A 23,914-nucleotide genomic window follows, 5' to 3' on the forward strand; every position below is an offset into this window, starting at 1 on the left:
AGCTTTTAAACCTCAACACATGAATTCCAATTCCTCCCCCCTTATCGCCATCAGCGTCGGCGAAGCCTCCGGCGACTTGCTCGGTGCACATTTAATCCGTGCCATTAAGGCGCGTTGTCCGAATGCGCGGTTTACCGGCATCGGCGGCGAGCGCATGAAGGCGGAGGGTTTTGAGAGTTTGTACGATCAGGAAAAGCTGGCGGTGCGCGGTTTTGTTGAGGTCATCAAACGCCTGCCGCAGATTTTGAAAATCCGCAAAGGGCTGGTGAGCGATTTAATCCGCCTCAAGCCGGATGTGTTTATCGGCATCGATGCGCCGGACTTCAATCTCGGCGTGGCGGAAAAACTTAAGCAGGCAGGCATTCATACCATTCATTATGTCAGCCCGTCGGTTTGGGCGTGGCGGCGCGAACGGGTCAATAAAATCGTGCATCAGGTCAACCGCGTGTTGTGCCTGTTTCCGATGGAGCCGCAGCTTTATATCGATGCCGGAGGCAAGGCCGAGTTTGTCGGCCATCCGATGGCGCAAACCATGCCGGTGGAAGCGGATAGGGCGGCGGCACGGCAGAAGCTGGGCGTGCCTGCGGACGTGCCCGTGTTTGCCATCTTGCCCGGCAGCCGCGTGAGCGAAATCGATTACATGGCGGCGGTGTTTTTTCAGACGGCCTTATTGCTGCTGAAACGTTATCCGAAGGCACAGTTTTTGCTGCCTGTGGCGACGGCCGCAACGCGCAAACGCATTAGTGAAATTTTGGCGCAGCCTGAGTTCGCAGCCCTTCCCATCACGCTGACCGACAAGCAGTCGGATACGGTTTGCGCCGCTGCCGACGTGGTATTGGTCACCAGTGGTACGGCGACTTTGGAAGTGGCCTTGTGCAAGCGGCCTATGGTTATCAGCTACAAAATTTCGCCGCTAACTTATGCGTATGTGAAAAACAAAATCAAAGTGCCGCATGTCGGTTTGCCCAATATTCTGTTGGGTAAAGCCGCCGTTCCCGAGCTGCTGCAACACGATGCCGTCCCTGAAAAACTGGCACAGGCCGTGGCAGACTGGTATGACCGCCCTGAAGCCGTGGCCGCGTTGGAACAGGATTTTCACGCCTTGCATCTGCTGTTGAAAAAAGATACGGCGGCATTGGCTGCGGCGGCAGTATTGGAAGAAGCCGGATTTTCAGACGGCCTGAAAGACAAGTAAGGAAAATACATGAATTTATTGGGAGCATTGGCCAAGGTTGGCAGCCTGACGATGGTGTCGCGCATTTTAGGCTTTGTGCGCGATACGATTATCGCCCGTGCGTTTGGTGCAGGCATGGCGACGGATGCGTTTTTTGTCGCGTTTAAACTGCCCAACCTGCTGCGGCGAGTGTTTGCAGAGGGCGCATTTGCCCAAGCCTTCGTACCGATTTTGGCGGAATACAAAGAAACCCGCTCGCCCGAAGCCACGCAGGCGTTTGTGCGTCATGTGGCCGGCATGCTGTCGTTTGTGCTGGTCATCGTTACTGCGCTGGGCATACTTGCCGCGCCGTGGGTGATTTATGTTTCTGCGCCCGGTTTTGCCAAAGAAGCCGATAAGTTTCAGCTCTCCATCGACTTGCTGCGGGTGACGTTTCCTTATATTTTTTTGATTTCTTTGTCGTCTTTTGTCGGCTCAATACTCAATTCCTATCATAAATTCGGCATTCCCGCCTTTACGCCGACTTTTTTGAACATCTCCTTTATCGTCTTTTCCCTGTTCTTCGTGCCGTATTTTGATCCGCCTGTTATGGCTTTGGCGTGGGCGGTATTTGTCGGCGGCGTGTTGCAGCTGGTGTTCCAACTGCCTTGGTTGGCGAAACTGGGTTTCTTGAAAATGCCCAAACTCAGCTTTAAAGACGCAGCGGTCAACCGCGTAATGAAACAGATGGCGCCGGCTATTTTGGGCGTGAGCGTGGCGCAGATTTCCTTGGTTATCAACACCATTTTTGCCTCGTTTTTGCAGTCCGGCAGCGTGTCATGGATGTATTACGCCGACCGACTGATGGAATTGCCAACCGGTGTTTTGGGCGTGGCACTCGGTACAATCTTATTGCCTACCTTGTCCAAACACGCTGCCAGTCAGGATACCGAGCAATTTTCCGGTCTGCTCGACTGGGGTTTGCGCCTGTGCATGCTGCTGACCCTACCTGCCGCCGTCGGCCTTGCCGTGTTGTCTTTCCCGTTGGTTACGACCTTGTTCATGTACCGTGAATTTACGCTGCACGACGCGCAAATGACCCAACACGCGCTCATTGCTTATTCCTTTGGCTTGATCGGGCTGATTATGATTAAAGTATTGGCACCCGGCTTCTACGCGCGCCAAAACATCAAAACCCCCGTTAAGGTCGCTATTTTCACGCTGATTTGCACACAGTTGATGAACCTCGCTTTCATTTCGCCGCTCAAACACGTCGGTCTGTCCCTTGCTATCGGTTTGGGCGCGTGTCTGAATGCAGGTTTGCTGTTTTTCCTTTTGCGCAAACACGGCATCTACCGCCCCGGTAAATGTTGGGCAGCGTTTTTGGTTAAAATGGTCATCTCTTTGGTCGTCATGGGCGGCGGTTTGTGGCTGGCGCAATATTATCTGCCGTTTGAATGGGTACACGTCGGCGGCTTTAAAAAAGCAGGCCAACTCTGCGTCCTGATTGCCTTGGGCGGCGGCCTCTACTTCGTTTCCCTCGTCGCGCTCGGCTTCCGTCCGCACCATTTCCGCAGGGTGGAAAAATAAGCGGCCGTAGTGCGTATTGCTTTGGCTTAAAGGCTATTCACTAAAAAGGCCGTCTGAAACATTTTCAGACGGCCTTTTCTTGCTTTACGTTTTAACTGTAAAGCTTCGCTCCTTTTTTGACGAACTCAATCGCTTTTTCTTCCATGCCCTGCCGTTGGGCTTTTTGCTTGTCGGCGTAGTCGCGCACTTCCTGCGTGATTTTCATCGAGCAGAATTTGGGACCGCACATTGAGCAGAAGTGGGCGATTTTCGCGCCTTCGGCAGGCAGGGTTTCGTCGTGGAAGCTCTCGGCGCGTTCGGGGTCGAGGCTGAGGCGGAATTGGTCGCGCCAGCGGAACTCGAAACGCGCTTTGCTTAAGGCGTTGTCGCGCAACTGTGCGCCCGGCCAGCCTTTGGCGAGGTCGGCGGCATGGGCGGCGAGCTTGTAGGTGATGATGCCGGTGCGCACGTCTTCTTTGTCGGGCAGGCCGAGATGCTCTTTCGGGGTAACGTAGCAGAGCATGGCTGTGCCGTACCAGCCGATATTGGTCGCGCCTATGCCCGAGGTGATGTGGTCGTAGCCGGGGGCGATGTCGGTAACGAGCGGGCCGAGTGTGTAGAAAGGCGCTTCAAAGCAGTGTTGCAACTCTTCGGTCATGTTTTCTTTCACGCGTTGCAACGGTACATGGCCCGGGCCTTCGATCATGACTTGTACGTCGTGTTTCCACGCTTTGGCAGTCAATTCGCCCAAAGTGTGCAGCTCGGCGAATTGGGATTCGTCGTTGGCATCGGCAATGCAGCCGGGGCGCAGACCGTCGCCGAGGCTGAATGATACGTCGTAGGCTTTCATGATTTCGCAGATTTCGTCGAAATGTGTGTAGAGGAAGTTTTCCTGATGATGGGCGAGGCACCATTTCGCCATGATAGAGCCGCCGCGCGATACGATGCCTGTGAGGCGATCGGCCGTCATTGGCACATAGCGTAGCAATACGCCTGCGTGCAGGGTGAAATAGTCCACGCCTTGTTCTGCCTGCTCGATTAAGGTGTCGCGCACCAAATCCCAAGTCAGGTCTTCGGCGATGCCGCCGGTTTTTTCCAAAGCTTGGTAAATAGGCACAGTACCGATGGGGACGGGCGCGTTGCGGATAATCCATTCGCGTGTTTCGTGGATATGTGCGCCGGTAGACAAATCCATAATCGTGTCCGCGCCCCAACGCAGCGACCACACCATTTTTTCGACTTCTTCGGTCAGGCTGGAGGTTACGGCGGAGTTGCCCAAGTTGCCGTTGATTTTGACGCGGAAGTTGCGGCCGATAATCATCGGTTCGAGTTCGGGATGGTTGATGTTGGCAGGGATGATCGCGCGTCCGGCGGCGATTTCTTGACACACGAATTCGGGCGTGATTTGGTCGGGATGGGTCGGGATATTCGCGCCGAAACTTTGCCCTGCGTGTTGTTTCAAGAGCTTGGCGTATTCAGGCCGTCTGAAAAGCTCGTCCAGCTTCATGCGTTCGCGTATGGCGACAAACTCCATTTCCGGCGTAATGATGCCTTGGCGGGCGTAGTGAAGCTGGGTTACGTTGCGGCCTGCTTTGGCGCGGCGCGGGTGGGTAATTTGGTTGAAACGCAGATGGGCGGTTTTCGGATCGTGCGCGCGTTCAGTGCCGTATTCGCTGGAAAGCTTGGGCAGGATTTCGGTATCGCCGCGTTCGTCCAGCCATGCAGTGCGGACGTGCGGCAAACCTTGTTTCAAGTCGATGTGTGCCGCCGGATCGCCGTATGCGCCGCTGGTGTCGTACACCGGAATCGGTGGATTGGTTTCCGTACCTTGTGCTGTGTAGGTGTCGTCTTGACGGATTTCGCGTAAAGGCACGCGGATGTCGGCGCGGCTGCCCGGGATATAGACGCGGTTGGAATTGGGATATTGGAAGCGGATGCCGATGTCTTCGCTCAAGTCGGAAAGACGGCGCGCCTCATCGCCGGTTTTTTTAGCGGTAGTCATAAAAAATTGCTCCTGTTTTTCGGTTATGAAATGGAAACAGGAGCATTGCTTTTTTTCAGACGGCCTTGTGGATATCTTCAATCAACCGTCTAAAAACACATTTGCCGAAACTCCCCACGCAGGTATTATCCTGTTCGGGTGTAAAGGGTATTTCTCAGCCGCTCGGTTTGAAAGCAGCACCCCTGTTTCTTTATTAACGAAAAATTAAACCATGCGGACGGTTTTTTGTAAAGCGGCGTTTTTCGCATTTTCTGTCAAAAACGCTTGACAGCGATTCCGTCTTTCCGTATAGTTACAACTTCTGACGCGGGATGGAGCAGCATGGTAGCTCGTCGGGCTCATAACCCGAAGGTCGTAGGTTCGAATCCTGCTCCCGCAACCAAATATAAAAATCCCCTGCAATCGCAGGGGATTTTGCTTTATGCGGTATTTATTGTTGCTTGGATTGATTGAAAGGCCGTCTGAACCATTGGGTTTCAGACGGCCTTTTTTATTGGCCGATGTTATCGGCGGCTAATTCGTTTTTGTCTTTTATTTTGGGTTTGCGTTTTTCAGACGGCCTATTGTTACTCCGGATCGGTATCGTTACGCAGGTATTCTTTCAGGCGTTGCAATTCTTTTTTGTCCAACCATTTATTGCGCGAACGTTGCAACAGGATCACCAATGCGGCGATTTCGTTACGCATATTGGTACTGAGCCAGAGGAAGCCTTGCCAGTCGTAATGCAGGCGGGCGGCCGGTTTGCTTAGTTCGGTATTGAGCGAAGTATCGATGCGGATGCGGCGGGCGTAGTGGCCTTTGATGAGACGTACGGTCAGGCGCAGTTCGCGTTGGAGTTGGTTGAAATGGCGGTCGAGCAGGCGGATTTCGCTTTCGTTGAGCGTGGGCGCGCGCAGTTTGGCGGCGGTGGTCAGGAGCAGCTCGGTGGTGGTGACGATTTTGCGGTGGGCATGTTGCATGGCTTCCATCATATTGTTGCTGATGTGGCTTTCGCCGGATGTTGCGGCCAGATGGCTGCGGCTTTTGACCATGCGGGCGTTGATTTTGCGCATTTTAATCATGTTTTGCTCCAAGCGCTCGCGCGTCATGCGCTTGCCGTTGCTGATTTCGGCAATCATTTTGGCGCAGTCGGTGAGGTTGTCGGCAAGCATGAAGCGCCACATCAGGGTGGAGCGCAGGGGCAGGAGTTTGGCGGCGGCAATGGCGATGGCGGCACCAATCAAAACGTTCATGGCGCGCATCAGGCCGCTGTCGAGCCAGTGGTGGCTGCTGTCGCCGATGAGCATGCACATGGTCAAACCGGCAAGCATGGCGACATAGCCGTTTTTGCCGACCGCAGACCAACCGGCCACTGCGCTGGCGGCACCGATAATCAGATAGAAGAAAACGTCGTCTTGCAAATAATGTTGGTTCAACCATAAAACGGTCAACCCAACACCCAAACCGATGGCCGTGCCGAGCATGCGTTCGACCGCTTTGGAGTAAATCGCGCCTTGGAATTGCAGCATGCCGAGGACGACAAAGACGGTCATGCCGATCCACTCGCCGTGTTGCAGGTGGAAGACTTTCGCCAACAGGGTGGAGAACACGATTGCCAAGCCGAGGCGGAAGGCGTGGATATGGCGGCGATAGCGGTAGCGTTCGTAGGCGTTGAGCCAGCGTTCGGAAAAATGGAGGCGTTCGGATTGGGCAGGCATGTTGTAAGACGTATCAGTATGTGGGGATGTAAATTATAACTGATTGGTAAAGCAGATGAAATTTTAACTGCTCCCCAACGGCTTGTCCTATTGCGGATTTTATCTGCCGCAAGCGGATATAATGGCGGCTTTGAATCAGACAGGTGGTGAAGAAATGGCGACGGTTTTAAGCGCAGGCGTGGACGAAGCGGGACGCGGCCCTTTGGTCGGCAGCGTATTTGCGGCGGCAGTGATTTTGCCGGAACATTTTGACTTGCCGGGTTTGACCGACTCAAAAAAACTGAGCGAAAAAAAGCGCGATATGTTGGCGCAGATGATTAAGGAACAGGCGGTTGCGTGGAGCATTGCCTTTGCCGATCCTGACGAAATCCTGCAACTGAACATCCTGCACGCAACCATGGCCGCGATGAAGCGCGCAGTCGAGGGGCTGTCGGTCACTCCCGACAAAGTGTGGATAGACGGCAACCGCGTGCCGAAAGATTTGAATGTTCCTGCCGAAGCCGTGGTCAAAGGCGACAGCAAAATTATTGAAATCTCCGCCGCTTCGGTTTTGGCCAAAACCGCGCGTGATGCGGAAATGTATGAATTGGCGAAACGCTATCCGCAATACGGGTTTGACCGCCACAAAGGCTACGGTACGGCGCAACATTTGGCCGCGTTGAAACAATACGGCGTCTTGCCGGAACACCGCCGCAATTTCGCACCGGTCAAAACCTTATTGGCACAAGGCAATCTGTTTGAAGAATGAAAGCATATCAAAAGGCCGTCTGAAAGATTTCAGACGGCCTTATTTTTGGAAAAGTATTATTTCAACGCAGCCAAACACTCTTTAATCAACTCAGGGCCGCGATAAATCAAACCGCTGTACACTTGAACCGCACTGGCGCCCAAGCGGATTTTTTCTGCCGCGTCCGTGCCGTTCATGATGCCGCCGACGCCGATAATCGGCAGCTTGCCGTCAATGCGTTCCGCCAAAAGTTTCAACACTTGATTGCTTTTCTCGCGTACGGGCAAGCCGCTCAAGCCGCCTTGTTCGCCTGCGAGCGGATGGCTGCCCAAGCTGGATTTGTCGATGGTCGTGTTGGTGGCGATGATGCCGTCCATTTCCACGGATTTGACCACATGGGCGATGTCGTCGATTTGTGCTTCGTCCAAATCCGGCGCGATTTTAACCGCCAGTGGCACATATTTGCCATGCGCAGCCGCCAGTTGCGCCTGTTTGTTTTTCAAGGCTTCCAACAATGCGCTCAACTCGTCGCCGCCCTGCAAGGCACGCAGGTTTTTTGTATTGGGGGAGGAAATATTGACCGTGATGTAGCTCGCATGGGCGTAGGCTTTTTCCAAGCAAATCAGATAATCGTCGGCCGCGTTTTCAATCGGCGTAACGGCATTTTTACCGATGTTGATGCCCAAAATGCCTTTAAAGCGGCTGTTTTCAATGTTGCGGATCATCGCGTCGATGCCGTGGTTGTTGAAACCCATGCGGTTGATGATGCCTTGGTGTTCGGGAACACGGAAAAGGCGCGGCTGCGGATTGCCCGGCTGCGGCTTGGGCGTTACCGTGCCGATTTCGACAAAGCCGAAACCTAAAGCGGCAAACGCATCGATACACTCGCCGTTTTTGTCTAAACCTGCCGCCAAGCCGACCGGATTGGGCAGCTGCAAACCCATCAGCTCGGTTGGCCGGGTGTGGCTGTCCACCTTGGGCAGCAGGCCGAGTTTTTCGATAGAACGCAAACTGTTGAGCGTGAAATGATGGGCCTTTTCTGCATCGAAACGGAACAGTATGGGGCGGACGAGTGAATACATGGCGGCGGCTTTCTGAACGGTTGATGAATTTGGCGTTATTTTACCTGAAACCGTCAAACTGCCCCAAACGTCTGTATCGATATGATTTTATTGTTTGGCGTCAAATGAAAATAAATAGGGCTTTTGCGTGTAGTCGGATAGTTCATTAAAATGGTAAGAGAGAGGCTTTTCAGACGGCCTGATGGATGTATCAAAAGGCCGTCTGAAAAGTTTTGATTTGATTGTTTACCTGATACAGGAAGATTTTTATGAAACAGGCGGTTGATCCTTATGCGAGTTTCCGTGAACTGACGCTGCGGGGGATGATACTCGGCGCGTTGATTACGGTGATTTTTACGGCATCCAATGTGTATTTGGGCTTGAAGGTGGGCTTGACTTTTGCGTCTTCGATTCCGGCTGCGGTAATTTCGATGGCGGTTTTGAAGTTTTTTAAAGGCAGCAATATTCTGGAAAATAATATGGTGCAGACTCAGGCTTCAGCCGCGGGTACGCTCTCCAGTATTATTTTTATCTTGCCGGGTTTGCTGATGGCCGGTTATTGGGCGGGCTTTCCGTTTTGGCAGACTACGCTGCTGTGTATGTCCGGTGGTATTTTGGGCGTGATTTTCACTGTGCCTTTGCGTTATGCGATGGTGGTGAAGAGCGATTTGCCTTATCCGGAAGGCGTGGCGGCGGCTGAGATTTTGAAGGTTGGCGACCATGATGCGGACCAACAGGAAGGCGGCAGCGGTATCAAGGAATTGGTGTCGGGCGGCGCTCTGGCCGGTTTGATGAGCTTCTGCGCAAGCGGTTTGCGCGTGGTGGCGGACAGCGCGAGCTTTTGGTTTAAAGGCGGCGCGTCGGTGTTCCAAGTGCCGATGGGCTTTTCTTTGGCTTTGCTGGGCGCGGGCTATTTGGTCGGCCTGACCGGCGGTATCGCGATTTTGCTGGGTATTTCGATTGCCTGGGGTGTGGCCGTGCCTTATCTGTCGGCGCATATTCCGCAACCTGCCGATATGGAGATGATTCCTTTTGCAATGTCTTTGTGGAAGGAAAAAGTCCGTTTTATCGGCGCGGGTACGATCGGTATTGCCGCTATTTGGACGCTGTTGACTTTGATGAAACCGATGGTCGAGGGTATGCGCCTGTCTTTCCGCAATTTCGGCGGCGTGCAGATGACTGAGCGTACGGAACAGGATTTGTCGCCTAAGGCGATGATTGCCTGGGTGTTGGCGATGATGCTGGTGTTGGGCGTGTCTTTCTTCCACTTTATCGGCGACTCGCATATTTCCGGCGGTTTGGCTTGGCTGTTGGTGGTCGTGTGTACGCTGCTGGCTTCGATTATCGGCTTTTTGGTGGCCGCGGCTTGCGGTTATATGGCCGGTTTGGTCGGTTCGTCTTCCAGCCCGATTTCGGGTGTGGGCATCGTCTCTATCGTTATCATTTCGCTGGTGTTGCTGCTGGTTGGCGAATCCGGCGGCTTGATGACGGACGAGGCAAACCGCAAATTCCTGCTGGCGTTGACGCTGTTTTGCGGCGCGTCTGTGATTTGTGTGGCTTCGATTTCCAATGACAACCTGCAGGATTTAAAAACGGGTTATCTGGTAAAGGCAACGCCTTGGAAACAGCAGGTTGCGTTGATTGTCGGTTGCGTTGTCGGTGCATTGGTGATTTCACCTGTGTTGGAGCTTTTGTATGAAGCCTACGGCTTTACCGGCGCGATGCCGCGTGAAGGCATGGATGCGGCACAAGCCCTTGCCGCGCCTCAGGCAACTTTGATGACCACCATCGCCCAAGGTATTTTCTCGCACAATCTGCAATGGGATTATATTTTCACCGGCGTGGCCATTGGCGTGGCGTTGATTGCGGTCGATTTCACATTGCGCAAATCCTCCGGCGGCAAGCGCGCCTTGCCGGTATTGGCCGTGGGCATGGGCATTTACCTGCCGCCGTCTGTGAATATGCCGATTGTGATCGGCGCGGTATTGGCGGCGGTGTTGAAATCCGTCATCGCCCGCCGTCAGGAAAACCGTGAAGGCCGTCTGAAAAATGCGGAACGTATCGGTACGCTGTTCTCCGCCGGTTTGATTGTCGGCGAGAGCCTGATCGGTGTGATTATGGCGTTTATCATCGCCTTCTCCGTAACCAACGGCGGTTCGGATGCACCTTTGGCCCTGAATCTGGAAAACTGGGATACGGCCGCCAAATGGCTGGGCTTGGCGTTTTTTGTTTTCGGTATGTTCGTGTTTGCACGCCGCGTGTTGAAAGCAGGATGTTAAGTTTGTAGGTTGAGAAAAGGCCGTCTGAAAACTTTGGTTTCAGACGGCCTTTTTGTCTCTTAACGCTGGTTCAAACAATCGGCAATCGCTTTGGCAATTTTGGCACTGGCGCCTTGGTGTTGCGAAATGAATTGCTCGGTGTGGCTGATCAGCTGTTGGCGCAGCGTTTCATCGTCGAGATATTGGCGCGTGGTTCTGTACCAGGCTTCGGCGGTTTCGACGCGGACGGCGGCTTTGGCTTCGACTGCGCCTTTGCAGGCTTGGGCGAAGTTGTAGTTGGAGTAGCCGAAGAGGGTGGGGACGCGGCAGGCGATGGGTTCGATGATGTTTTGGCAGCCGGCATCGACGAGGCTGCCGCCGACGAAGGCAATGTCTGCGCTGAGATAGTAGGCGGCAAGTTCGCCCATGCTGTCGCCTATCCAAACCTGTGTGTTGGGGGAAACGGGTTGTCCGTCGCTGCGTTTTTGCACGGTATAACCAAGCGATTTGGCGATATCGTAGGCCGTCTGAAAGTTTTCAGGGTGGCGCGGGACGATGACCAGCAAGGCATTGCCGCGGTAGCCCTGCCATGCTTTGAGGAGCAGCTCGGCTTCGTCTGTGCCTTTATACACGCGCGTGCTGGCGCAGACGACGACGGCTCGTGCGCCGATGCGTTCTTTAAAGGCGGCGGCAAGCGGGCGCGAGTCGTTGGGGGGCGCGATGTCGTATTTGGTGTTGCCGCAGACGTGGACGTTGGATGCGCCGATGAGGTGCAGGCGTTCGGCATCGGCGGCGGTTTGGGCAAAGCAGCCGGAGAGGGTCTGCATGGCAGGCTCGACCAACTTGCGGATTTTAAGATAGCCGCGTTGGGATTTTTCGGAGAGGCGCGCGTTGGCCAGAAAGAGGGGAATACCTGCTTTTTTGCAGCCGTGCATCAGGTTGGGCCAGATTTCGGTTTCCATCAAAATGCCGCAGATGGGGCGGTGTTCGGCTAAAAATCGGGCGACCCATTCGGATTTGTCGTAGGGCAGGTAACGGCATTGCGCATCGGGGAACAGGGATTGCGCGGTGGCGCGGCCAGTCGGCGTCATTTGGGTAATCAGAAACGGCGAGTCGGGAAAATGGCGGCGTAATGCCTGCACCAAAGGTTCGGCCGCACGCGTTTCGCCGACGGATACGGCGTGTATCCAAATCGGGCGTTGTACGGGATTGGGATACGCCTGCCCGAAACGCTCGTCCCAATGCTCGAGATAGGCTGGGGATTTGAGGGCGCGGCGGCGCAGGTGGCGGCGGATCAGGAAGGGGGCGAGGTGCCACAGCGTGGCGTAAAGGCGGCGTATCATGCTTACGGATCTTGTGTCGGAATAGGCCTATTTTATCGGAAACTGAAACGGAAGATATAGCTTTGATGCGGGTTTTACGCAAAGGAAACAGGCCGTCTGAAAGGTTTCAGACGGCCTTTAATGCAGGCATAAACGCTTTTACTTCACTTGCGCCATATATTTTTTCAGACGGCCTTTGCTTTGCATGGCGCGGTTTTCCATTTCATCGACAACGGCTTGCGCTTTGGCTTTGTTCACCGGTTTGCCGACCTGAATCACGCCGCTCATGTTCATCATGCGGTGCGGCGGGCAGGTATAGACGTATACGCCTTCTTTGTCGAGTTTGAGGGTGAAGTCTTTACCGTCTTCAGAGAGGAAGTCGGCAACGCCCTCGGGCAGGGCTTTGCTTTGTACCCAGTGGCCGCTGTTGGTGGCTTTGAAGGTTACGGTGTCGCCGACTTTGGCGTTGACGTAGCCGGGTTCGAACACCATACTGCCGTCTTTGCCGTTGTCGAGCATTTTGATTTCGTGGTTGGCGGCGTGTGCGCTAAGGGACGCGGTCAGCATCAGGAGGAAGAGGGATTTTTTCATGGGGGAGTCCTTTTTGTGAAGAGTATAAAATGGTTGCGGGGCTGGTTTCTTGGTGGCAGATTTCTCAGCTAGGATTGCCGCATCGGGCGGATAACGGGCAGGCCTTTGCTGTCGTACAAAAGTTCGATGTCCACTTTATACAGTCTGCCTATCATGTCCGCCTGCAACACGTCCTGCGGTGCGCCCTGCGCCTGTACTTTGCCTTCGCCGAGCAGAATCACGCCGTCTGAAAACTGCGCGGCGAGGCTCAAATCATGCAAGACCATCAGCGTAACCAGATTGTGTTCGTGCGTGTATTGCACCACGCGTTCCAAGAGGTTCAACTGGTGGTGCATATCCAGCGCGCTGACCGGTTCGTCCAGCATCAGGATTTCAGGGCGGCGCAGCATGACTTGGGCAAACATCACGAGCTGCCGCTGTCCGCCGGAAAGCCGCATGACGTCGCGGTGCGCCAAGTGGCCGATGCCCAGCTCCGCCATGATACTTGCGGCTTCGTGCAGCAGTTCGTCGCCGACGTGCATGTGCAGCGCGTCCATGCGGCCGAGCAACACGACTTCCAACGCGGTCAGCGAGGCTTCGGCGGCGGTGTCCTGCGGCATATAGCCTATGCGTTTGCGCCAGCTTTGCAGGTGGATTTTGCTCAACGCTTCGTCACCGTAGCGGATGGTGCCTTTGTGCGCCACTTCGCCGAAAATCGTTTTCATCAGCGAGGATTTGCCCGTGCCGTTCGGGCCGAGCACGGAATAGACTTTGCCTTGTTCCAGCGTCAAATCGATACTGTCGGCGACCACATAATCGCCGCGCCGGATGTGTACGTTTTCAAGTTTCAACATTTCAGACGGCCTATCGTTTCGTTAATACAATCCAGAAGAAGAACGGCACGCCGACAAACGACGTAACAATCCCCACCGGAAACAGCGCGCCGGGGATAATCACCTTGGACAACACGCTTGCCACCGATAAAAACGCCGCCCCTGCCAGCATCGCGCCGGGTAGGAAGAAACGTTGGTCTTCGCCCAAAAGAATCCGCGCCACATGCGGGGCAACCAAGCCGATAAAGCCGATCACGCCGACAAAACTGATTGCCGTCGCCGTCATCACCGCCACCAACACCAGCGTTTTCAGGCGCAAAAATTGCAGATTGATGCCCAGCCCGACGGCGCGTTCTTCACCCAAACGCAGCGCGGTCAGCTTCCACACATCGCGCGAAAGCAGAAACACGCATACCGCCGTAACCGCCGCCGTAACGATGACCGTCTCCCAAGTTGCCTTGGTCAAACTGCCGAACAGCCAGAACAGAATCTGCTGCGAAATCTCAGGCGCGGCGATAAACTGAATCAGCGACAAAATCGACTGAAACAGAAACAAAAGCGCAATCCCCACCAGCACCAGCATCGCCGAATTGAAGCGGCGCGCCGAGGCAAACAGGAACAAGATGCCCGAAGCCAGCATGGTCATCACAAACGCGCCGATGGGGACGGCGACCGTTTCAGGCAGCCCGAAACCGCCGAACGCAATCACCACCGACGCGCCCAAACCTGCCGCCGCCGCCAAGCCCAGCGTATAAGGGCTGGCCATCGGGTTGTTCAAGAGCGTTTGAATCTCCGCCCCGCCGACACCCAAAGCCGCACCGACCACCAGCGCCATTACCGCAATCGGCAGGCGCAAATCCATCACAATCAGGCGGTTCATTTCATCAACTTCGGGTTTGCCCAGCAAAACATTGACCACTTCGCCGACAGGAAGCGTGTCCGTCATCGCCGGGCCGGTGGCGATGTCGAATAAAAAACTGACCGCCGCGATGATTAAAAACATCAACACAATCAACCAACGCTTGCCTTCCAACTTGCGCTGGTTTTTCACAATCTCGGCGACAACCGAATCATTCATGTTTCAAACCTTTAAAAAAGAATGTTGATAAAGGGGAGAACGGGTTTGCCTTTTTCTTCCGCAAAAATTTCAGACGGCCTTCCGATTTAAAAGGCCGTCTGAAAATCTAAACTACCTTATTGTCCTTTCGGATAGAGGTAGAACGTGCCGCTCGGAACGACGGGCAGGTTTTGGCGGTAGAAGTCCAGATAGGTTTTCTCAGGGTTGAAATCTTTAAACAACTGCGGATAAATCGCTTTGGCCATAAACTGAATCGACGCGCTGTCGGACAGCGTGCGCGAGTTGGCATGGTAGGCGGCGTAGAGGCGGTTGTTTTTAATCGCAGGCAGGTTCGCCCAGCCGGCGCGTTTGGCAAAGCCTGCCAAGCGTTTTTCCGCTTCGGCTTTCGGAATGCCCCAGCCCATCACCATGGCGGCAGGGTTTTTCTTCAATTCGGTTTCGCGGCCGGTAATCACGATCACGTCGGGTTTGGCGGCGAGGACTTTTTCAGGATTGATCGGGCCGTAGAATTCGACCGAAGAAGCGGCGATATTGTTGCCGCCGACCAGCGTCGCCATCGAACCCCACATGCTCTTGCCGAAGGTTACGCTGTGTTCGGCAGGGCCTTTATTGCCGAACTCGACATAGACTTTAGGCTTGGGCAGGTTGGCTTTTTTCACGCGCGCCTGGATGGTGTCGGCAACGCGTTTGTAGTCTGCCGCCAGTTTGTCGGCTTTTTGCTGCTGGCCGGTCAGCGTGCCGATAAGCTTGGTCGATTGGACGTGTTTGGCCACCGTTTGCGCGTTGTAGTCCAACACGACGATGGGGATGCCGGCCTTGTTGATGCGGTCGAGATCGGAACCCAAAGCCTTGTATTGCCATTCGGCCAAAACCAGCAAATCGGGTTTCAGCGCCAATACTTTCTCAATCGAGAAAGTGCCGACTTCCACTTCGCCCACGTCGGTCAGCTGATTCAGTTTAGGCACGGCTTTGCTGAATGCCGCCCAGCTCGGCGGCGCCCAGTCGGCCCAAACTGCTTTGGAAAAACCAACGACGTTGTCCAGCGCGGTTTTACCGCCGATGGCCATGTAGTCTTGGTAATAGAAGCCCAACACCACACGTTTGGCAGGCAGGTCGACAGTTACCTTACGGCCAACGGTATCGGTCAGCTGAACGGGTTTGGCAAAAGCGGATACGGAGCCGACTGATAAAGCTGCGGCGGCAATCAAAGCAGAAAGTTGCGTAAATCTCATGAATCATTCCTTTAAAATATGATGATAATTACTATCTTTTTATAAATTTATAAGGTATTGAATCTTTTTTCAAGTGAATGTAGGGATAGACATATTTCGAAATAAAAAGTTTCATCATTAAAACGAAGGGATAGTGTTTATATAGGGCTTTGGTGTACTGAAGACCTAGTAAAAAGGAATGATATGGGGTACCTAAAGCCATAGTGGGCAGTAGCTGGAATGGATCGGTAAAGGGTTTTTTATTGCAAAAAAATAAAAGGTATTCGGTTGAAAACAAGGCCGTCTGAAACCTTGCAATCAGGGTTCAGACGGCCTTTGGTGTCGGCATAAAAGTTTTATTTCACTTGCGCCCTATATTTTTCAGACGGCCTGTAAGCAGTGTTTGGGAAAAGTGAAAAAGGTTGGTTTTTGAAATGGCGAAATAGGGAAGAAGAGGGCTTGAGGGAGAGTTGGGCGTAAACCCAAAATGGGGACGAATAAAAGGGCGTGTATCGAAACACGCCCTTTTTAGAGATTCAGACGGCCTGTGATTCCGCCTGTTCGCTTTGGTTAAGGATTTTAATCAGTTTTTCGGCTTTTTCCGGGTCTTCGCAGCGCAGGATTTTGGCGGCATCGTTTTCGAGATGGCCGGTGTTGCTGTGCAGGATGATGTTTTTAACCGAAAGCAGGTTGTTGGGGTTCATGGAGAAGCGGCGCAGGCCCATGCCGAGCAACAGTCGGGTGAAGACGGTATCGCCGGCCATTTCGCCGCAGATGGACACGCCTTTTTCCATGCGGTTTGCGGTGCGGATGATGTGTTGCAGCGTTTTGAGGACGGCAGGGTGGCCGGGTTGGTAGAGGTGGCTGACGCTGTCGTCGCCGCGGTCGACCGACAGGAGGTATTGAATCAGGTCGTTGGTGCCGATGGAAACGAAGTCGACGAGCTTGAGGATGCTGCCGACGGTCATGGCGGCGGACGGGATTTCGATCATGCAGCCGATGCTGACCGGGCCGAAGGTTTCGCCGCGTTCGGTCAGTTGGCGTTGGGCCGTGTCCAGATGGATAAGGCATTGGCGCACTTCGGAAATAGACGTAATCATCGGCCACATCATGCGCACGGGGCCGTGGGTGGCGGCACGGAGGATGGCACGCATTTGGGTGCGGAACATGACCGGCTCTGCAAGGCACAGGCGGATGCCGGTCAGGCCGAGTGCGGGGTTGAGGCTGCCGTTGGGTGTGCTGTTTTGGCCGAACCAGCGCGGATTTTTATCGACGCCCAAATCGACGGTGCGGATGGTGATGTTTTTGCCTTTGAGTTTTTTGACGATGCCGGCATAGACTTCGTATTGTTCGTCTTCGGTCGGCATGTTGTCGCGGTTGAGATAAAGAAATTCGCTGCGGAACAGGCCGACGCCGTCTGCGCCGAAGTTGTGTAGGGCTTTGATGTCTTCTGCGGATTCGATGTTGGCTAAAAGTTCGATGTTGATGCCGTCGGCCGTGGTGGCGGCGGTTTTTTTGATTTTGTTGAGTTCGCGCTTGTGGCTGCGGTATTCGCGGGCGAGGCGGCGGTATTCGTTGAGGACGACTTCGTCGGGATCGATGATGAGGACGCCGTTGATGCCGTCGACGATGACGATTTCGTTTTCGGTAATGAGTTTGCGGGCGTTGTGCAGGCCGATGACGGACGGGATGTCGAGGCTGCGGCCTAAGATGGCGGTGTGGCTGGTCGGGCCGCCGGCATCGGTTACGAAGGCGGTAATGTGCTGCTCTTTGAATAGTACGGTATCGGCAGGCGAGAGGTCGTGCGCGATGAGGACGGTGTCGTCAAGCAGGTTGCCGGCGAGGTTGATTTCGTTGCTTTGGCCGACAAGGTTGTTGTGGATGCGGCGGACGACTTGGAGCATGTCCTGTTTGCGTTCGCGCAGGTAGTCGTCGTCAATGCTATCGAACTGGGCGGCAAGCTTGTCGCTTTGCAGTTTCAATGCCCATTCGGCGTTGATTTTCTGCTCGCACAAAATGTCGATGGGTTCGCGTGAGAGGGTGACGTCGGTCAGCAGCATCAGGTGCAGGGAGATGAACGCGCCCAATTCGGTCGGAGCATTTTCGGGAATCGCGCCGCGCAGCTGTTCCAGTTCTTTGCGCGTGGCTTTGATGGCGTTGTCGAAACGGGCGACTTCGGCATCGAGTTTGTCGAGATCAATGTCGTATTGGGGGACTTCCGTTGTGCCGCGCGTGATGAGGTGGGCGTGGCCGATGGCAATGCCTTTGCCCGCGGCTACACCGTGTAGGACGATGCTCATTATTCGCCCTCGCCGAAGTAGTCGTTGATGAGGTCGGTCAACGCCTGCATGGCGGCGGCTTCGTCTGCGCCTTCTGTTTCCAGCTCAATCACGGTGCCTTTGGCGGCGGCCAGCATCATCAGGCCCATGATGCTTTTGCCGTTGACGCGATTGCCGTTTTTGGTGACCCAGACTTCGCTTTGGAATTGGGAGGCGGTTTGGGTGAATTTGCTGGAAGCGCGCGCGTGCAGGCCGAGTTTGTTGATGATTTCGATTTCTTGTTTGAGCATGGATGTCCCCTAAATGTAATGTTCGTAAAGTGAATGTTTTCAGACGGCCTTAGCCGTGTTCTTTGCACACCAGGTCTTCAGGTGCGGATGTAATGGCGAAAATGCCCCGGATGGCGGCTTCTTTGACGGTTTCAGTGAAGTCGGAGAGGTTTTCGGCTTGTGATGAGTATTGGATGGCTTTAATCATCATCGGGGCGTTGAGGCCGGTCAGGATGGCGGATTTGTTTTCGCGCACCAGCCGGCGTGCGGCGTTGCATGGGGTTGCGCCGAAGATGTCGGTCATGATCAGCACGCCGCGGTTGTTGGGAAATTCCTGCAATGCGGCGATGGCGTTGTTGATGATGTCGTTTTGATCCTCGTCGGGCTGTACGCCGAGGATGTGGAGATTTTCGGGGAAGCCGTTGGGAAAGAAATGGTCGGCCAAACCGCGATAGGCTTCACCTATGGTTTCATGTGTAATGATTAACAAACCTATCATGATGTGTTCCTAGCATGGGGGTTGAGGCCGTCTGAAGATTTTTCAGACGACCTTTGTTTTATTTATTGTTTAAGGCGTAGATTTCGCCGAGGTTGCGCCAGCAGCCGGCGGCATCCATGCCGTAACCGAAGACGTAGCGGTTGGGCACGTCCAAACCGACATAATCGGCTTTGGTCGGTTTTTCTTTGTCGATCAGCTTGTTGGCAAACACGGCCGCACGGCAGCTTGCCGCGCCCATTTCCAACAGTTTTTCCTGAATGGCGGCCATGGTGTGGCCTTCGTCCAAGATGTCGTCCAAAACGACTACATGACGGCCTTTGATTTGCTCGGGGTCGGGCATGCGTTTCCAGTTGAACGCGCCGCCTGCGAGTTTGTCGCCGTAGCGGGAAACGTGGACGTAGTCAAAGTCCAAAGGAAAGCGCAACAGCGGCAATAACTGTCCTGTAAACACCACCGCACCACCCATGACAGGCAAGAGCAGGGGGTATTTGTCGCCCAAGTCGCGGGTAATGTCGTCGGCAACTTTTTGCAAGGCCGCGCGGCATTGTTCTTGGTCAAACAGCAAGTCGGCATTGTCCAGCATGGCTTGGGTTTCAAGGCGTTTGGTTTCTAAGTCGGTCATGATAGGTCGTGTTGAGTGCGGTTAAAAACAAATTATATAGCGGATTCAATCAATTTTCGATACAAGGCGCGGCAATAGTGTAGTGAAAGCGAAGGGATTTGAGCCGACCACGTTCAGACGGCCTTTTGTCCTTCCGCTTCGTCCACCAGCAAAAATGCCGTCAAAGCCAAAGCGGTCAATACTGCCGTCAACACCATCGCCCGTCCGTAATTGTCCGCACCGGCGCGCCCGAGATAATCGTAAATCAAAGTGGTCAGCGTCTGCCATTCGGGGCGCGACAGGAACAATGTGGCCGCAAATTCGCCGATACACGTTGCCGAAGCCAAAGTCAGACCGCGCCGCAAAGCCGGTTTCAATAAAGGCGCGGTTACATAACAGGCCGTCTGAAAACCGTTTGCGCCCATAGTACGCGCCGCCGCCGCGTAATCTTTGGGCAAACCGTCCCACGCGGCCAATACATCTTTGGCCACAAACGGATACGCCAACAGCGCGTAAGTCGCCGTCAGCAGCCACAGCGAAGCCGTCCACTGCGGATAGAGCAGCAATACGCCGAACGCAATGCACACGGGCGACACCATAAACGGCAAAAACATCAGCGCGCGCAACCACGCCATTTGCCGTGCCGCCGCCGCATACAGTACGCCCAATACCGTCGCCGCCGCCACTGCTGCCGCAGAGAAACGGACGGTGTTCCACACAGCCGTCCAAGTCTGCGCTTCAAACAAAACCGACCACGAAGAGCCTGCCGATACCGCCTTGAGCCACACCGCCGCCAAAGGCAGCAGGCAGCACACTGCCAACATGGTCAATACCGTTGCCGTCAGCCATTTTTCCCAAGCCCATATCGGCGCACGCGGAGGCAAAGGCGAGACTGACTTATCCACAGTCACGCGCCTGCTCCAATACGCATACAAACCGCCTGCCGCCGCCGTAACCGCCAGCACCAGCCACACCAACACCGACGCACGCGCCATGTCCAACTCATACGCCACCAGCCGGTAGATTTCCACTTCCACCGTCGCAAAACGTTCGCCGCCGAGCAGCAAGGCCAGCCCGAAGCCTGAAAAACAATATAAAAACACCAGGCACGCGCCGCCGGCAACCCACGCGCGCACCACCGGCCATTCGACCCAGACAAACCGCCTCCACGCGTCCGCGCCCAAAGATTGTGCCGACAGCAACCGCGCCTGCGGCACACGCACAAATCCCTGATACGCCGAGCGCACCAAAACCGGCAGGTTGAAAAACACGTTGCCGTAAATCAGCAGCCACGGCGTGTCCTGCCAACCTGCCGCCAGCATACCGTGTGCACCAAACAAGGCGAGCACGCCCATGCCTGCCACCAAAGTCGGCATCACGAAAGGCAGCATCAGCAGGCGCAAAACCGTGCGCCGTCCGGCAAAGTCCATCCGCGCCAGCACCCACGCCGCAGGCACGCCCAAAGCCGTGACCAAGACGCAGGTCAAAACCGCCTGCGCCACCGTCCAGCCCAAGCGCAGGCGCATATAGTCATCAGCCACCACTTCCGCCCAAGCGCCTTCGCCGTCGTAAAACGCCAACGACAGCAAAGGCGCGGCCACCATAATCGCTAAGAAACCTAAAGGCAGAAGCAACAGCGCAAACCGCCGAATCCAAACCTGCATCGATGCGTACCCGAGAATAAAAATGCCTATTTTAGCCCGAGTTCGGCATAGAAGGTGGTATTCCTGCCCTTGTTTTCAGACGGCCTGTGTAGCTTTACGGATAAAACCGCCGTTTCTTCAAATTTTCCAAACATTTACGAAATCTCTTCAAAAAGGCAACATAATTGGTTGGGTATTTTTGATACAATCCGCCGCTTCAAAAAATCAAATAAATCAAAAACAAGGAAACATTATGACCGCTACACGTCCACAAACCTATGATGCCGTCGCGCGCGCGTTGCATTGGCTGACCGTACTCGGTTTCATCGGCATCCTCTCCACCATTACCGTTTGGACCATCTATGATGGCGAAGAATGGGTCAAATCGCTCTTTGGCGTGCATAAATCCATCGGTTTCATCACGTTGCTGGTGATTATCGTGCGCATTGTTTGGGCCTTGCTCAATGCGTCCAAACGTCCTGCCGCCGACAGCTTTGCCGCCAAAGCAGGCCACCTTGCCCTTTACGTCTTCATGCTCGCCGTTCCCGTTATCGGCATGATCCGCCAATATGGCGGCGGCCGTGGCCCGTTGAAAGTATTCGGTGTCGAAGTGATGCAGGGTTCGCCTGAAAAAATCGAATGGATGTCCAACCTCGGCAATATGGCGCACGGCAAACTCGGCTGGCTGCTCTTCGCGCTGGTCGCCGGCCACATCGCCATGGTTGTTGTCCACCGCATTCAAGGCCACGACGTTTTATACCGCATGATCGGTCGTCGTTCTTAAGTGTAAAACGGTAAACAGCCAAGGCCGTCTGAAAACAGTTTGATCAAGCAAAAACTGTTTTCAGACGGCCTTTTTGTATTTGTGTTAATCTGCAAAAGTAGGGCAGGCATTTTGCCTGACTGTTGTCTAAATACTGTAAACCGTACCGAGAAACACCATGACTGCTCCTATTCTCGCCATTACATCCGGCGAACCGGCCGGCATCGGCCCCGACATCTGCCTTGATTTGGCTTTCGCCGACCTTCCTTGTCGCCCCGTTGTTTTGTGCGACAAAAACCTGTTGGTAAACAGGGCCGAACAGCTCGGCAAATCCGTCATTTTGCGCGATTTTCAAGCTCAAGCGGCTGAACCGTTGCCCAAGGGTGAACTCGAAGTTCTGCATATTCCCTTAGATGCCGAGTGTCGGGCGGGCGAACTCAATCCTGCCAATGCCGCGTATGTGCTCCGACTGCTGGATACGGCGTATCAGGGCATTTCAGACGGCCTGTTTGCCGGTATGGTTACCGCGCCGCTGCATAAAGGCATCATCAACGATGCCCACGCAGACAACGGCTTTTTCAGCGGCCATACCGAATACCTCGCCGAAAAAAGCCATACCGAACAAGTTGTCATGATGCTGACCGGCGGCGGCCTGCGCGTGGCGTTGGTTACCACCCATCTGCCGCTGAAAGACATTTCCGCCGCCATCACGAAGCCTTTAATCGAGTCGGTTGTCCGCATTCTTGAACACGACCTGCGCCATAAGTTCGGCATAGCCAAACCGGTCATCCTCGTTACCGGCCTCAATCCCCATGCCGGCGAAGGCGGCCATTTGGGACACGAAGAAATCGACACCATTATTCCGGCGCTTCATGCCCTGCAGGCCGAAGGCATAGACGCACGCGGCCCTTATCCGGCTGATACTGTGTTCCAACCTTTTTTACTCAAAGATGCCGATGCCGTCCTCGCCATGTATCACGACCAAGGGCTGCCGGTACTCAAATACGCCGGTTTCGGCGAAGGCGTGAATATCACCCTCGGCCTGCCCTTTATCCGCACTTCCGTCGACCATGGCACGGCCTTGAACTTGGCAGGTACGGGCAAAGCTGATTCTGGCAGCCTGATTACCGCCGTCCGCGCCGCGTTTGATATGTCGCACAATATGCAGAAACAGGCCGTCTGAAACGTAGAGGTTTAATCGTTTGTAGGCGTAATGTGTTCCCGTAAAAGCATCATCAGGGAGCATCTGCATGCTGATTTGATGAAGTCGATGGATGTTTGGACAATAATCAGCGTTTTATTTTAAAAACCATATAAAAAAGGCCGTCTGAAGACCCATGTTTTGGGTTTCAGACGGCCTTTTGGTTTTTTGGTTTACCAAATTTCAGACAAAGTTTCTTTGACTTTGGCCTTCACTTCCGCACCGAAGCGACGGCTGAGCATTTTGCTGAAATCGTCTTGCGGCGTGTAGTTGACCAGCTCGGGGGCTTTGACAACATCGCGGGCAACGCTGTAAATGCTACCGAAGTCGTCAATCAGGCCGACCTGTTTGGCTTCTTTGCCGGTGTAGATGCGGCCGCTGAAAATATCGGGATACTGTTTGTCTTTCAACCTTGCGCCGCGGCCGAGTTTGACGGCTTTGATAAATTCTTGGTGAATATCGCCCAACATGGTTTCCCAAATTTGGGTTTGTGCCGGCGTTTCAGGCGTGAAAGGGTCACCCATGCCTTTGTTGCTGCCGGCGGTTTTCAGACGGCGTTTGACACCGGCTTTGTCCATCAGGCCGGTAAAGTCGAAACCGCCGCCGATCACGCCGATGCTGCCGACAATACTGGAAGGGTCGGCGTATATTTTGTCGGCTGCGGCGGCAATGTAGTAGCAGCCGGAAGCGCACATGTCTTCGGCAACGAGGTAGACCGGGATGTCTTTGTGTTCGGCTTTGAGGCGGCGGACTTCGTTAAAGGCCGTGTTGGACACGACAGGCGAACCGCCGGGGCTGTTGGCACGAATGATGATGGCTTTGGCGTTACCGTTTTCGTAGGCGGCTTCCATGCTGTCGCGCAGGATTTGGACTTGGTCGTCGATGTCGTTGCCGATTTCGCCGGTCAGGTCGATAACGGCGGTGTGTTCGCTGCGGGCTTGGATGCTCGTGGTTTTTCCTTCTTCTTCCGCAAGGCCGAAGATTAGGCTGAGGAAGATGAGGACGGCGACGCCGCGCCAGATATTGCGCCAAATGCGGGCGCGGCGCTGTTCTTGGTAGGCGGCGAGGAGGACTTCGCGCAGGGTGTTGCGCTCCCAGTTGTCGACGGGGGTGGAGGCTGAAGAGGGTGTGTTTTGGGCATCGCCTTCACGGTGGATTCGGTATTGCATGATGTGATG

The 23,914-nt window shown here is 54.5% G+C and carries 20 protein-coding genes, 1 tRNA gene and 1 riboswitch; of the genes, 7 read left to right on the forward strand and 14 right to left on the reverse strand.

All coding sequences use genetic code 11. From position 1 onward, the window contains the following. Positions 1-19: 19 nt before the first annotated feature. Both lpxB and murJ read left to right on the forward strand, forming a co-directional pair. A complete protein-coding gene (lpxB, locus tag ACTHUR_RS03640; protein ID WP_440361255.1) occupies positions 20-1,195 on the forward strand; it encodes a lipid-A-disaccharide synthase in 1,176 nt (391 codons plus the stop codon). Positions 1,196-1,204: 9 nt separating this feature from the next. Beyond that, the gene (murJ, locus tag ACTHUR_RS03645) at positions 1,205-2,743 is read left to right on the forward strand and encodes a murein biosynthesis integral membrane protein MurJ (RefSeq protein ID WP_004519114.1); all 1,539 of its coding nucleotides are present in this window, start codon (positions 1,205-1,207) and stop codon (positions 2,741-2,743) included. Positions 2,744-2,834: 91 nt separating this feature from the next. Here the strand turns inward: murJ and thiC are convergent, their stop codons facing one another. Then, a complete protein-coding gene (thiC, locus tag ACTHUR_RS03650; protein ID WP_049344950.1) occupies positions 2,835-4,724 on the reverse strand; it encodes a phosphomethylpyrimidine synthase ThiC in 1,890 nt (629 codons plus the stop codon). A gap of 94 nt (positions 4,725-4,818) precedes the next feature. Continuing rightward, positions 4,819-4,918, reverse strand: a riboswitch (TPP riboswitch). A 111-nt stretch (positions 4,919-5,029) separates the two neighbouring features. Between thiC and ACTHUR_RS03655 the strand changes: the two genes are divergently transcribed. Continuing rightward, a tRNA-Met gene (locus ACTHUR_RS03655) sits at positions 5,030-5,106 on the forward strand. Positions 5,107-5,290: 184 nt separating this feature from the next. On the opposite strand, the gene ACTHUR_RS03660 is transcribed toward ACTHUR_RS03655, so the two are convergent. Next, a complete protein-coding gene (locus ACTHUR_RS03660) occupies positions 5,291-6,421 on the reverse strand; it encodes an FUSC family protein (protein ID WP_039861887.1) in 1,131 nt (376 codons plus the stop codon). Positions 6,422-6,575: 154 nt separating this feature from the next. Here ACTHUR_RS03660 and rnhB point away from each other — a divergent pair, with 154 nt between their 5' ends. Continuing rightward, positions 6,576-7,169 carry a ribonuclease HII gene (gene rnhB, locus ACTHUR_RS03665; protein ID WP_039861927.1) on the forward strand — a complete coding sequence of 198 codons (594 nt, stop codon included), beginning with the start codon at positions 6,576-6,578 and terminating at the stop codon, positions 7,167-7,169. Positions 7,170-7,225: 56 nt separating this feature from the next. Here rnhB and ACTHUR_RS03670 read toward each other — a convergent pair whose 3' ends face one another. Then, positions 7,226-8,230 carry a quinone-dependent dihydroorotate dehydrogenase gene (locus ACTHUR_RS03670; protein WP_070504155.1) on the reverse strand — a complete coding sequence of 335 codons (1,005 nt, stop codon included), beginning with the start codon at positions 8,228-8,230 and terminating at the stop codon, positions 7,226-7,228. Between the two features lie 248 nt (positions 8,231-8,478). On the opposite strand from ACTHUR_RS03670, the gene ACTHUR_RS03675 reads away from it, so the two are divergent. Then, the gene (locus ACTHUR_RS03675; protein WP_440361256.1) at positions 8,479-10,488 is read left to right on the forward strand and encodes an OPT family oligopeptide transporter; all 2,010 of its coding nucleotides are present in this window, start codon (positions 8,479-8,481) and stop codon (positions 10,486-10,488) included. Positions 10,489-10,547: 59 nt separating this feature from the next. Here ACTHUR_RS03675 and waaA read toward each other — a convergent pair whose 3' ends face one another. From waaA to ACTHUR_RS03725, 10 genes are all read right to left on the reverse strand, one after another. Continuing rightward, the gene (gene waaA, locus ACTHUR_RS03680; protein WP_440361257.1) at positions 10,548-11,810 is read right to left on the reverse strand and encodes a lipid IV(A) 3-deoxy-D-manno-octulosonic acid transferase; all 1,263 of its coding nucleotides are present in this window, start codon (positions 11,808-11,810) and stop codon (positions 10,548-10,550) included. A gap of 138 nt (positions 11,811-11,948) precedes the next feature. Beyond that, positions 11,949-12,380, reverse strand: a complete 432-nt coding sequence (locus ACTHUR_RS03685) for a plastocyanin/azurin family copper-binding protein (RefSeq protein WP_440361258.1) — start codon at positions 12,378-12,380, stop codon at positions 11,949-11,951. A 68-nt stretch (positions 12,381-12,448) separates the two neighbouring features. Next, entirely contained in the window at positions 12,449-13,213 is a 765-nt protein-coding gene (locus ACTHUR_RS03690) for an ABC transporter ATP-binding protein (protein WP_315116836.1), read from the reverse strand. A gap of 10 nt (positions 13,214-13,223) precedes the next feature. Next, positions 13,224-14,270: a FecCD family ABC transporter permease gene (locus ACTHUR_RS03695; RefSeq protein ID WP_293190685.1), complete on the reverse strand. Its 1,047-nt coding sequence runs from the start codon at positions 14,268-14,270 to the stop codon at positions 13,224-13,226. Between the two features lie 116 nt (positions 14,271-14,386). Continuing rightward, the gene (locus ACTHUR_RS03700; protein WP_440361259.1) at positions 14,387-15,502 is read right to left on the reverse strand and encodes an ABC transporter substrate-binding protein; all 1,116 of its coding nucleotides are present in this window, start codon (positions 15,500-15,502) and stop codon (positions 14,387-14,389) included. Positions 15,503-16,017: 515 nt separating this feature from the next. Next, on the reverse strand, positions 16,018-17,781 hold the full coding sequence (gene ptsP / locus ACTHUR_RS03705; protein WP_049335774.1) for a phosphoenolpyruvate--protein phosphotransferase: 1,764 nt from the start codon (positions 17,779-17,781) through the stop codon (positions 16,018-16,020). After that, complete coding sequence (locus ACTHUR_RS03710; RefSeq protein WP_003683718.1) at positions 17,781-18,050, reverse strand: HPr family phosphocarrier protein; 270 nt, start codon at positions 18,048-18,050, stop codon at positions 17,781-17,783. The genes ptsP and ACTHUR_RS03710 overlap by 1 nt, the downstream gene beginning before the upstream one ends. Positions 18,051-18,099: 49 nt before the next feature. Next, on the reverse strand, positions 18,100-18,528 hold the full coding sequence (locus ACTHUR_RS03715; RefSeq protein ID WP_049335776.1) for a PTS sugar transporter subunit IIA: 429 nt from the start codon (positions 18,526-18,528) through the stop codon (positions 18,100-18,102). Positions 18,529-18,586: 58 nt separating this feature from the next. After that, positions 18,587-19,150, reverse strand: coding sequence for a hypoxanthine-guanine phosphoribosyltransferase (locus ACTHUR_RS03720; protein ID WP_003681752.1), 564 nt, complete (start codon positions 19,148-19,150; stop codon positions 18,587-18,589). 113 nt (positions 19,151-19,263) lie between these two features. After that, positions 19,264-20,793: an ABC transporter permease gene (locus tag ACTHUR_RS03725; protein WP_049335779.1), complete on the reverse strand. Its 1,530-nt coding sequence runs from the start codon at positions 20,791-20,793 to the stop codon at positions 19,264-19,266. Between the two features lie 232 nt (positions 20,794-21,025). Here ACTHUR_RS03725 and ACTHUR_RS03730 point away from each other — a divergent pair, with 232 nt between their 5' ends. Beyond that, complete coding sequence (locus tag ACTHUR_RS03730; protein ID WP_079453682.1) at positions 21,026-21,556, forward strand: cytochrome b; 531 nt, start codon at positions 21,026-21,028, stop codon at positions 21,554-21,556. A gap of 157 nt (positions 21,557-21,713) precedes the next feature. Next, on the forward strand, positions 21,714-22,718 hold the full coding sequence (pdxA, locus tag ACTHUR_RS03735) for a 4-hydroxythreonine-4-phosphate dehydrogenase PdxA (RefSeq protein WP_440361260.1): 1,005 nt from the start codon (positions 21,714-21,716) through the stop codon (positions 22,716-22,718). 191 nt (positions 22,719-22,909) lie between these two features. On the opposite strand, the gene ACTHUR_RS03740 is transcribed toward pdxA, so the two are convergent. After that, a complete protein-coding gene (locus ACTHUR_RS03740) occupies positions 22,910-23,905 on the reverse strand; it encodes a S49 family peptidase (RefSeq protein ID WP_004519091.1) in 996 nt (331 codons plus the stop codon). Between the last annotated feature and the right edge of the window lie 9 nt (positions 23,906-23,914).

This window comes from Neisseria sp. P0021.S007, from assembly GCF_051956855.1.

Coding starts and splice junctions, on each gene's coding strand:
- ACTHUR_RS03690 (WP_315116836.1), bottom strand. CDS start 13,213: ATGTTGAAACTTGAAAACGTACACATCCGGCGCGGCGATTATGTGGTC.
- ACTHUR_RS03715 (WP_049335776.1), bottom strand. CDS start 18,528: ATGATAGGTTTGTTAATCATTACACATGAAACCATAGGTGAAGCCTAT.
- ACTHUR_RS03685 (WP_440361258.1), bottom strand. CDS start 12,380: ATGAAAAAATCCCTCTTCCTCCTGATGCTGACCGCGTCCCTTAGCGCA.
- ACTHUR_RS03695 (WP_293190685.1), bottom strand. CDS start 14,270: ATGAATGATTCGGTTGTCGCCGAGATTGTGAAAAACCAGCGCAAGTTG.
- ACTHUR_RS03720 (WP_003681752.1), bottom strand. CDS start 19,150: ATGACCGACTTAGAAACCAAACGCCTTGAAACCCAAGCCATGCTGGAC.
- waaA (WP_440361257.1), bottom strand. CDS start 11,810: ATGATACGCCGCCTTTACGCCACGCTGTGGCACCTCGCCCCCTTCCTG.
- murJ (WP_004519114.1), top strand. CDS start 1,205: ATGAATTTATTGGGAGCATTGGCCAAGGTTGGCAGCCTGACGATGGTG.
- ACTHUR_RS03675 (WP_440361256.1), top strand. CDS start 8,479: ATGAAACAGGCGGTTGATCCTTATGCGAGTTTCCGTGAACTGACGCTG.
- ACTHUR_RS03670 (WP_070504155.1), bottom strand. CDS start 8,230: ATGTATTCACTCGTCCGCCCCATACTGTTCCGTTTCGATGCAGAAAAG.
- ptsP (WP_049335774.1), bottom strand. CDS start 17,781: ATGAGCATCGTCCTACACGGTGTAGCCGCGGGCAAAGGCATTGCCATC.
- ACTHUR_RS03725 (WP_049335779.1), bottom strand. CDS start 20,793: ATGCAGGTTTGGATTCGGCGGTTTGCGCTGTTGCTTCTGCCTTTAGGT.
- thiC (WP_049344950.1), bottom strand. CDS start 4,724: ATGACTACCGCTAAAAAAACCGGCGATGAGGCGCGCCGTCTTTCCGAC.
- ACTHUR_RS03710 (WP_003683718.1), bottom strand. CDS start 18,050: ATGCTCAAACAAGAAATCGAAATCATCAACAAACTCGGCCTGCACGCG.
- ACTHUR_RS03700 (WP_440361259.1), bottom strand. CDS start 15,502: ATGAGATTTACGCAACTTTCTGCTTTGATTGCCGCCGCAGCTTTATCA.
- ACTHUR_RS03660 (WP_039861887.1), bottom strand. CDS start 6,421: ATGCCTGCCCAATCCGAACGCCTCCATTTTTCCGAACGCTGGCTCAAC.
- ACTHUR_RS03730 (WP_079453682.1), top strand. CDS start 21,026: ATGACCGCTACACGTCCACAAACCTATGATGCCGTCGCGCGCGCGTTG.
- ACTHUR_RS03740 (WP_004519091.1), bottom strand. CDS start 23,905: ATGCAATACCGAATCCACCGTGAAGGCGATGCCCAAAACACACCCTCT.
- lpxB (WP_440361255.1), top strand. CDS start 20: ATGAATTCCAATTCCTCCCCCCTTATCGCCATCAGCGTCGGCGAAGCC.
- rnhB (WP_039861927.1), top strand. CDS start 6,576: ATGGCGACGGTTTTAAGCGCAGGCGTGGACGAAGCGGGACGCGGCCCT.
- pdxA (WP_440361260.1), top strand. CDS start 21,714: ATGACTGCTCCTATTCTCGCCATTACATCCGGCGAACCGGCCGGCATC.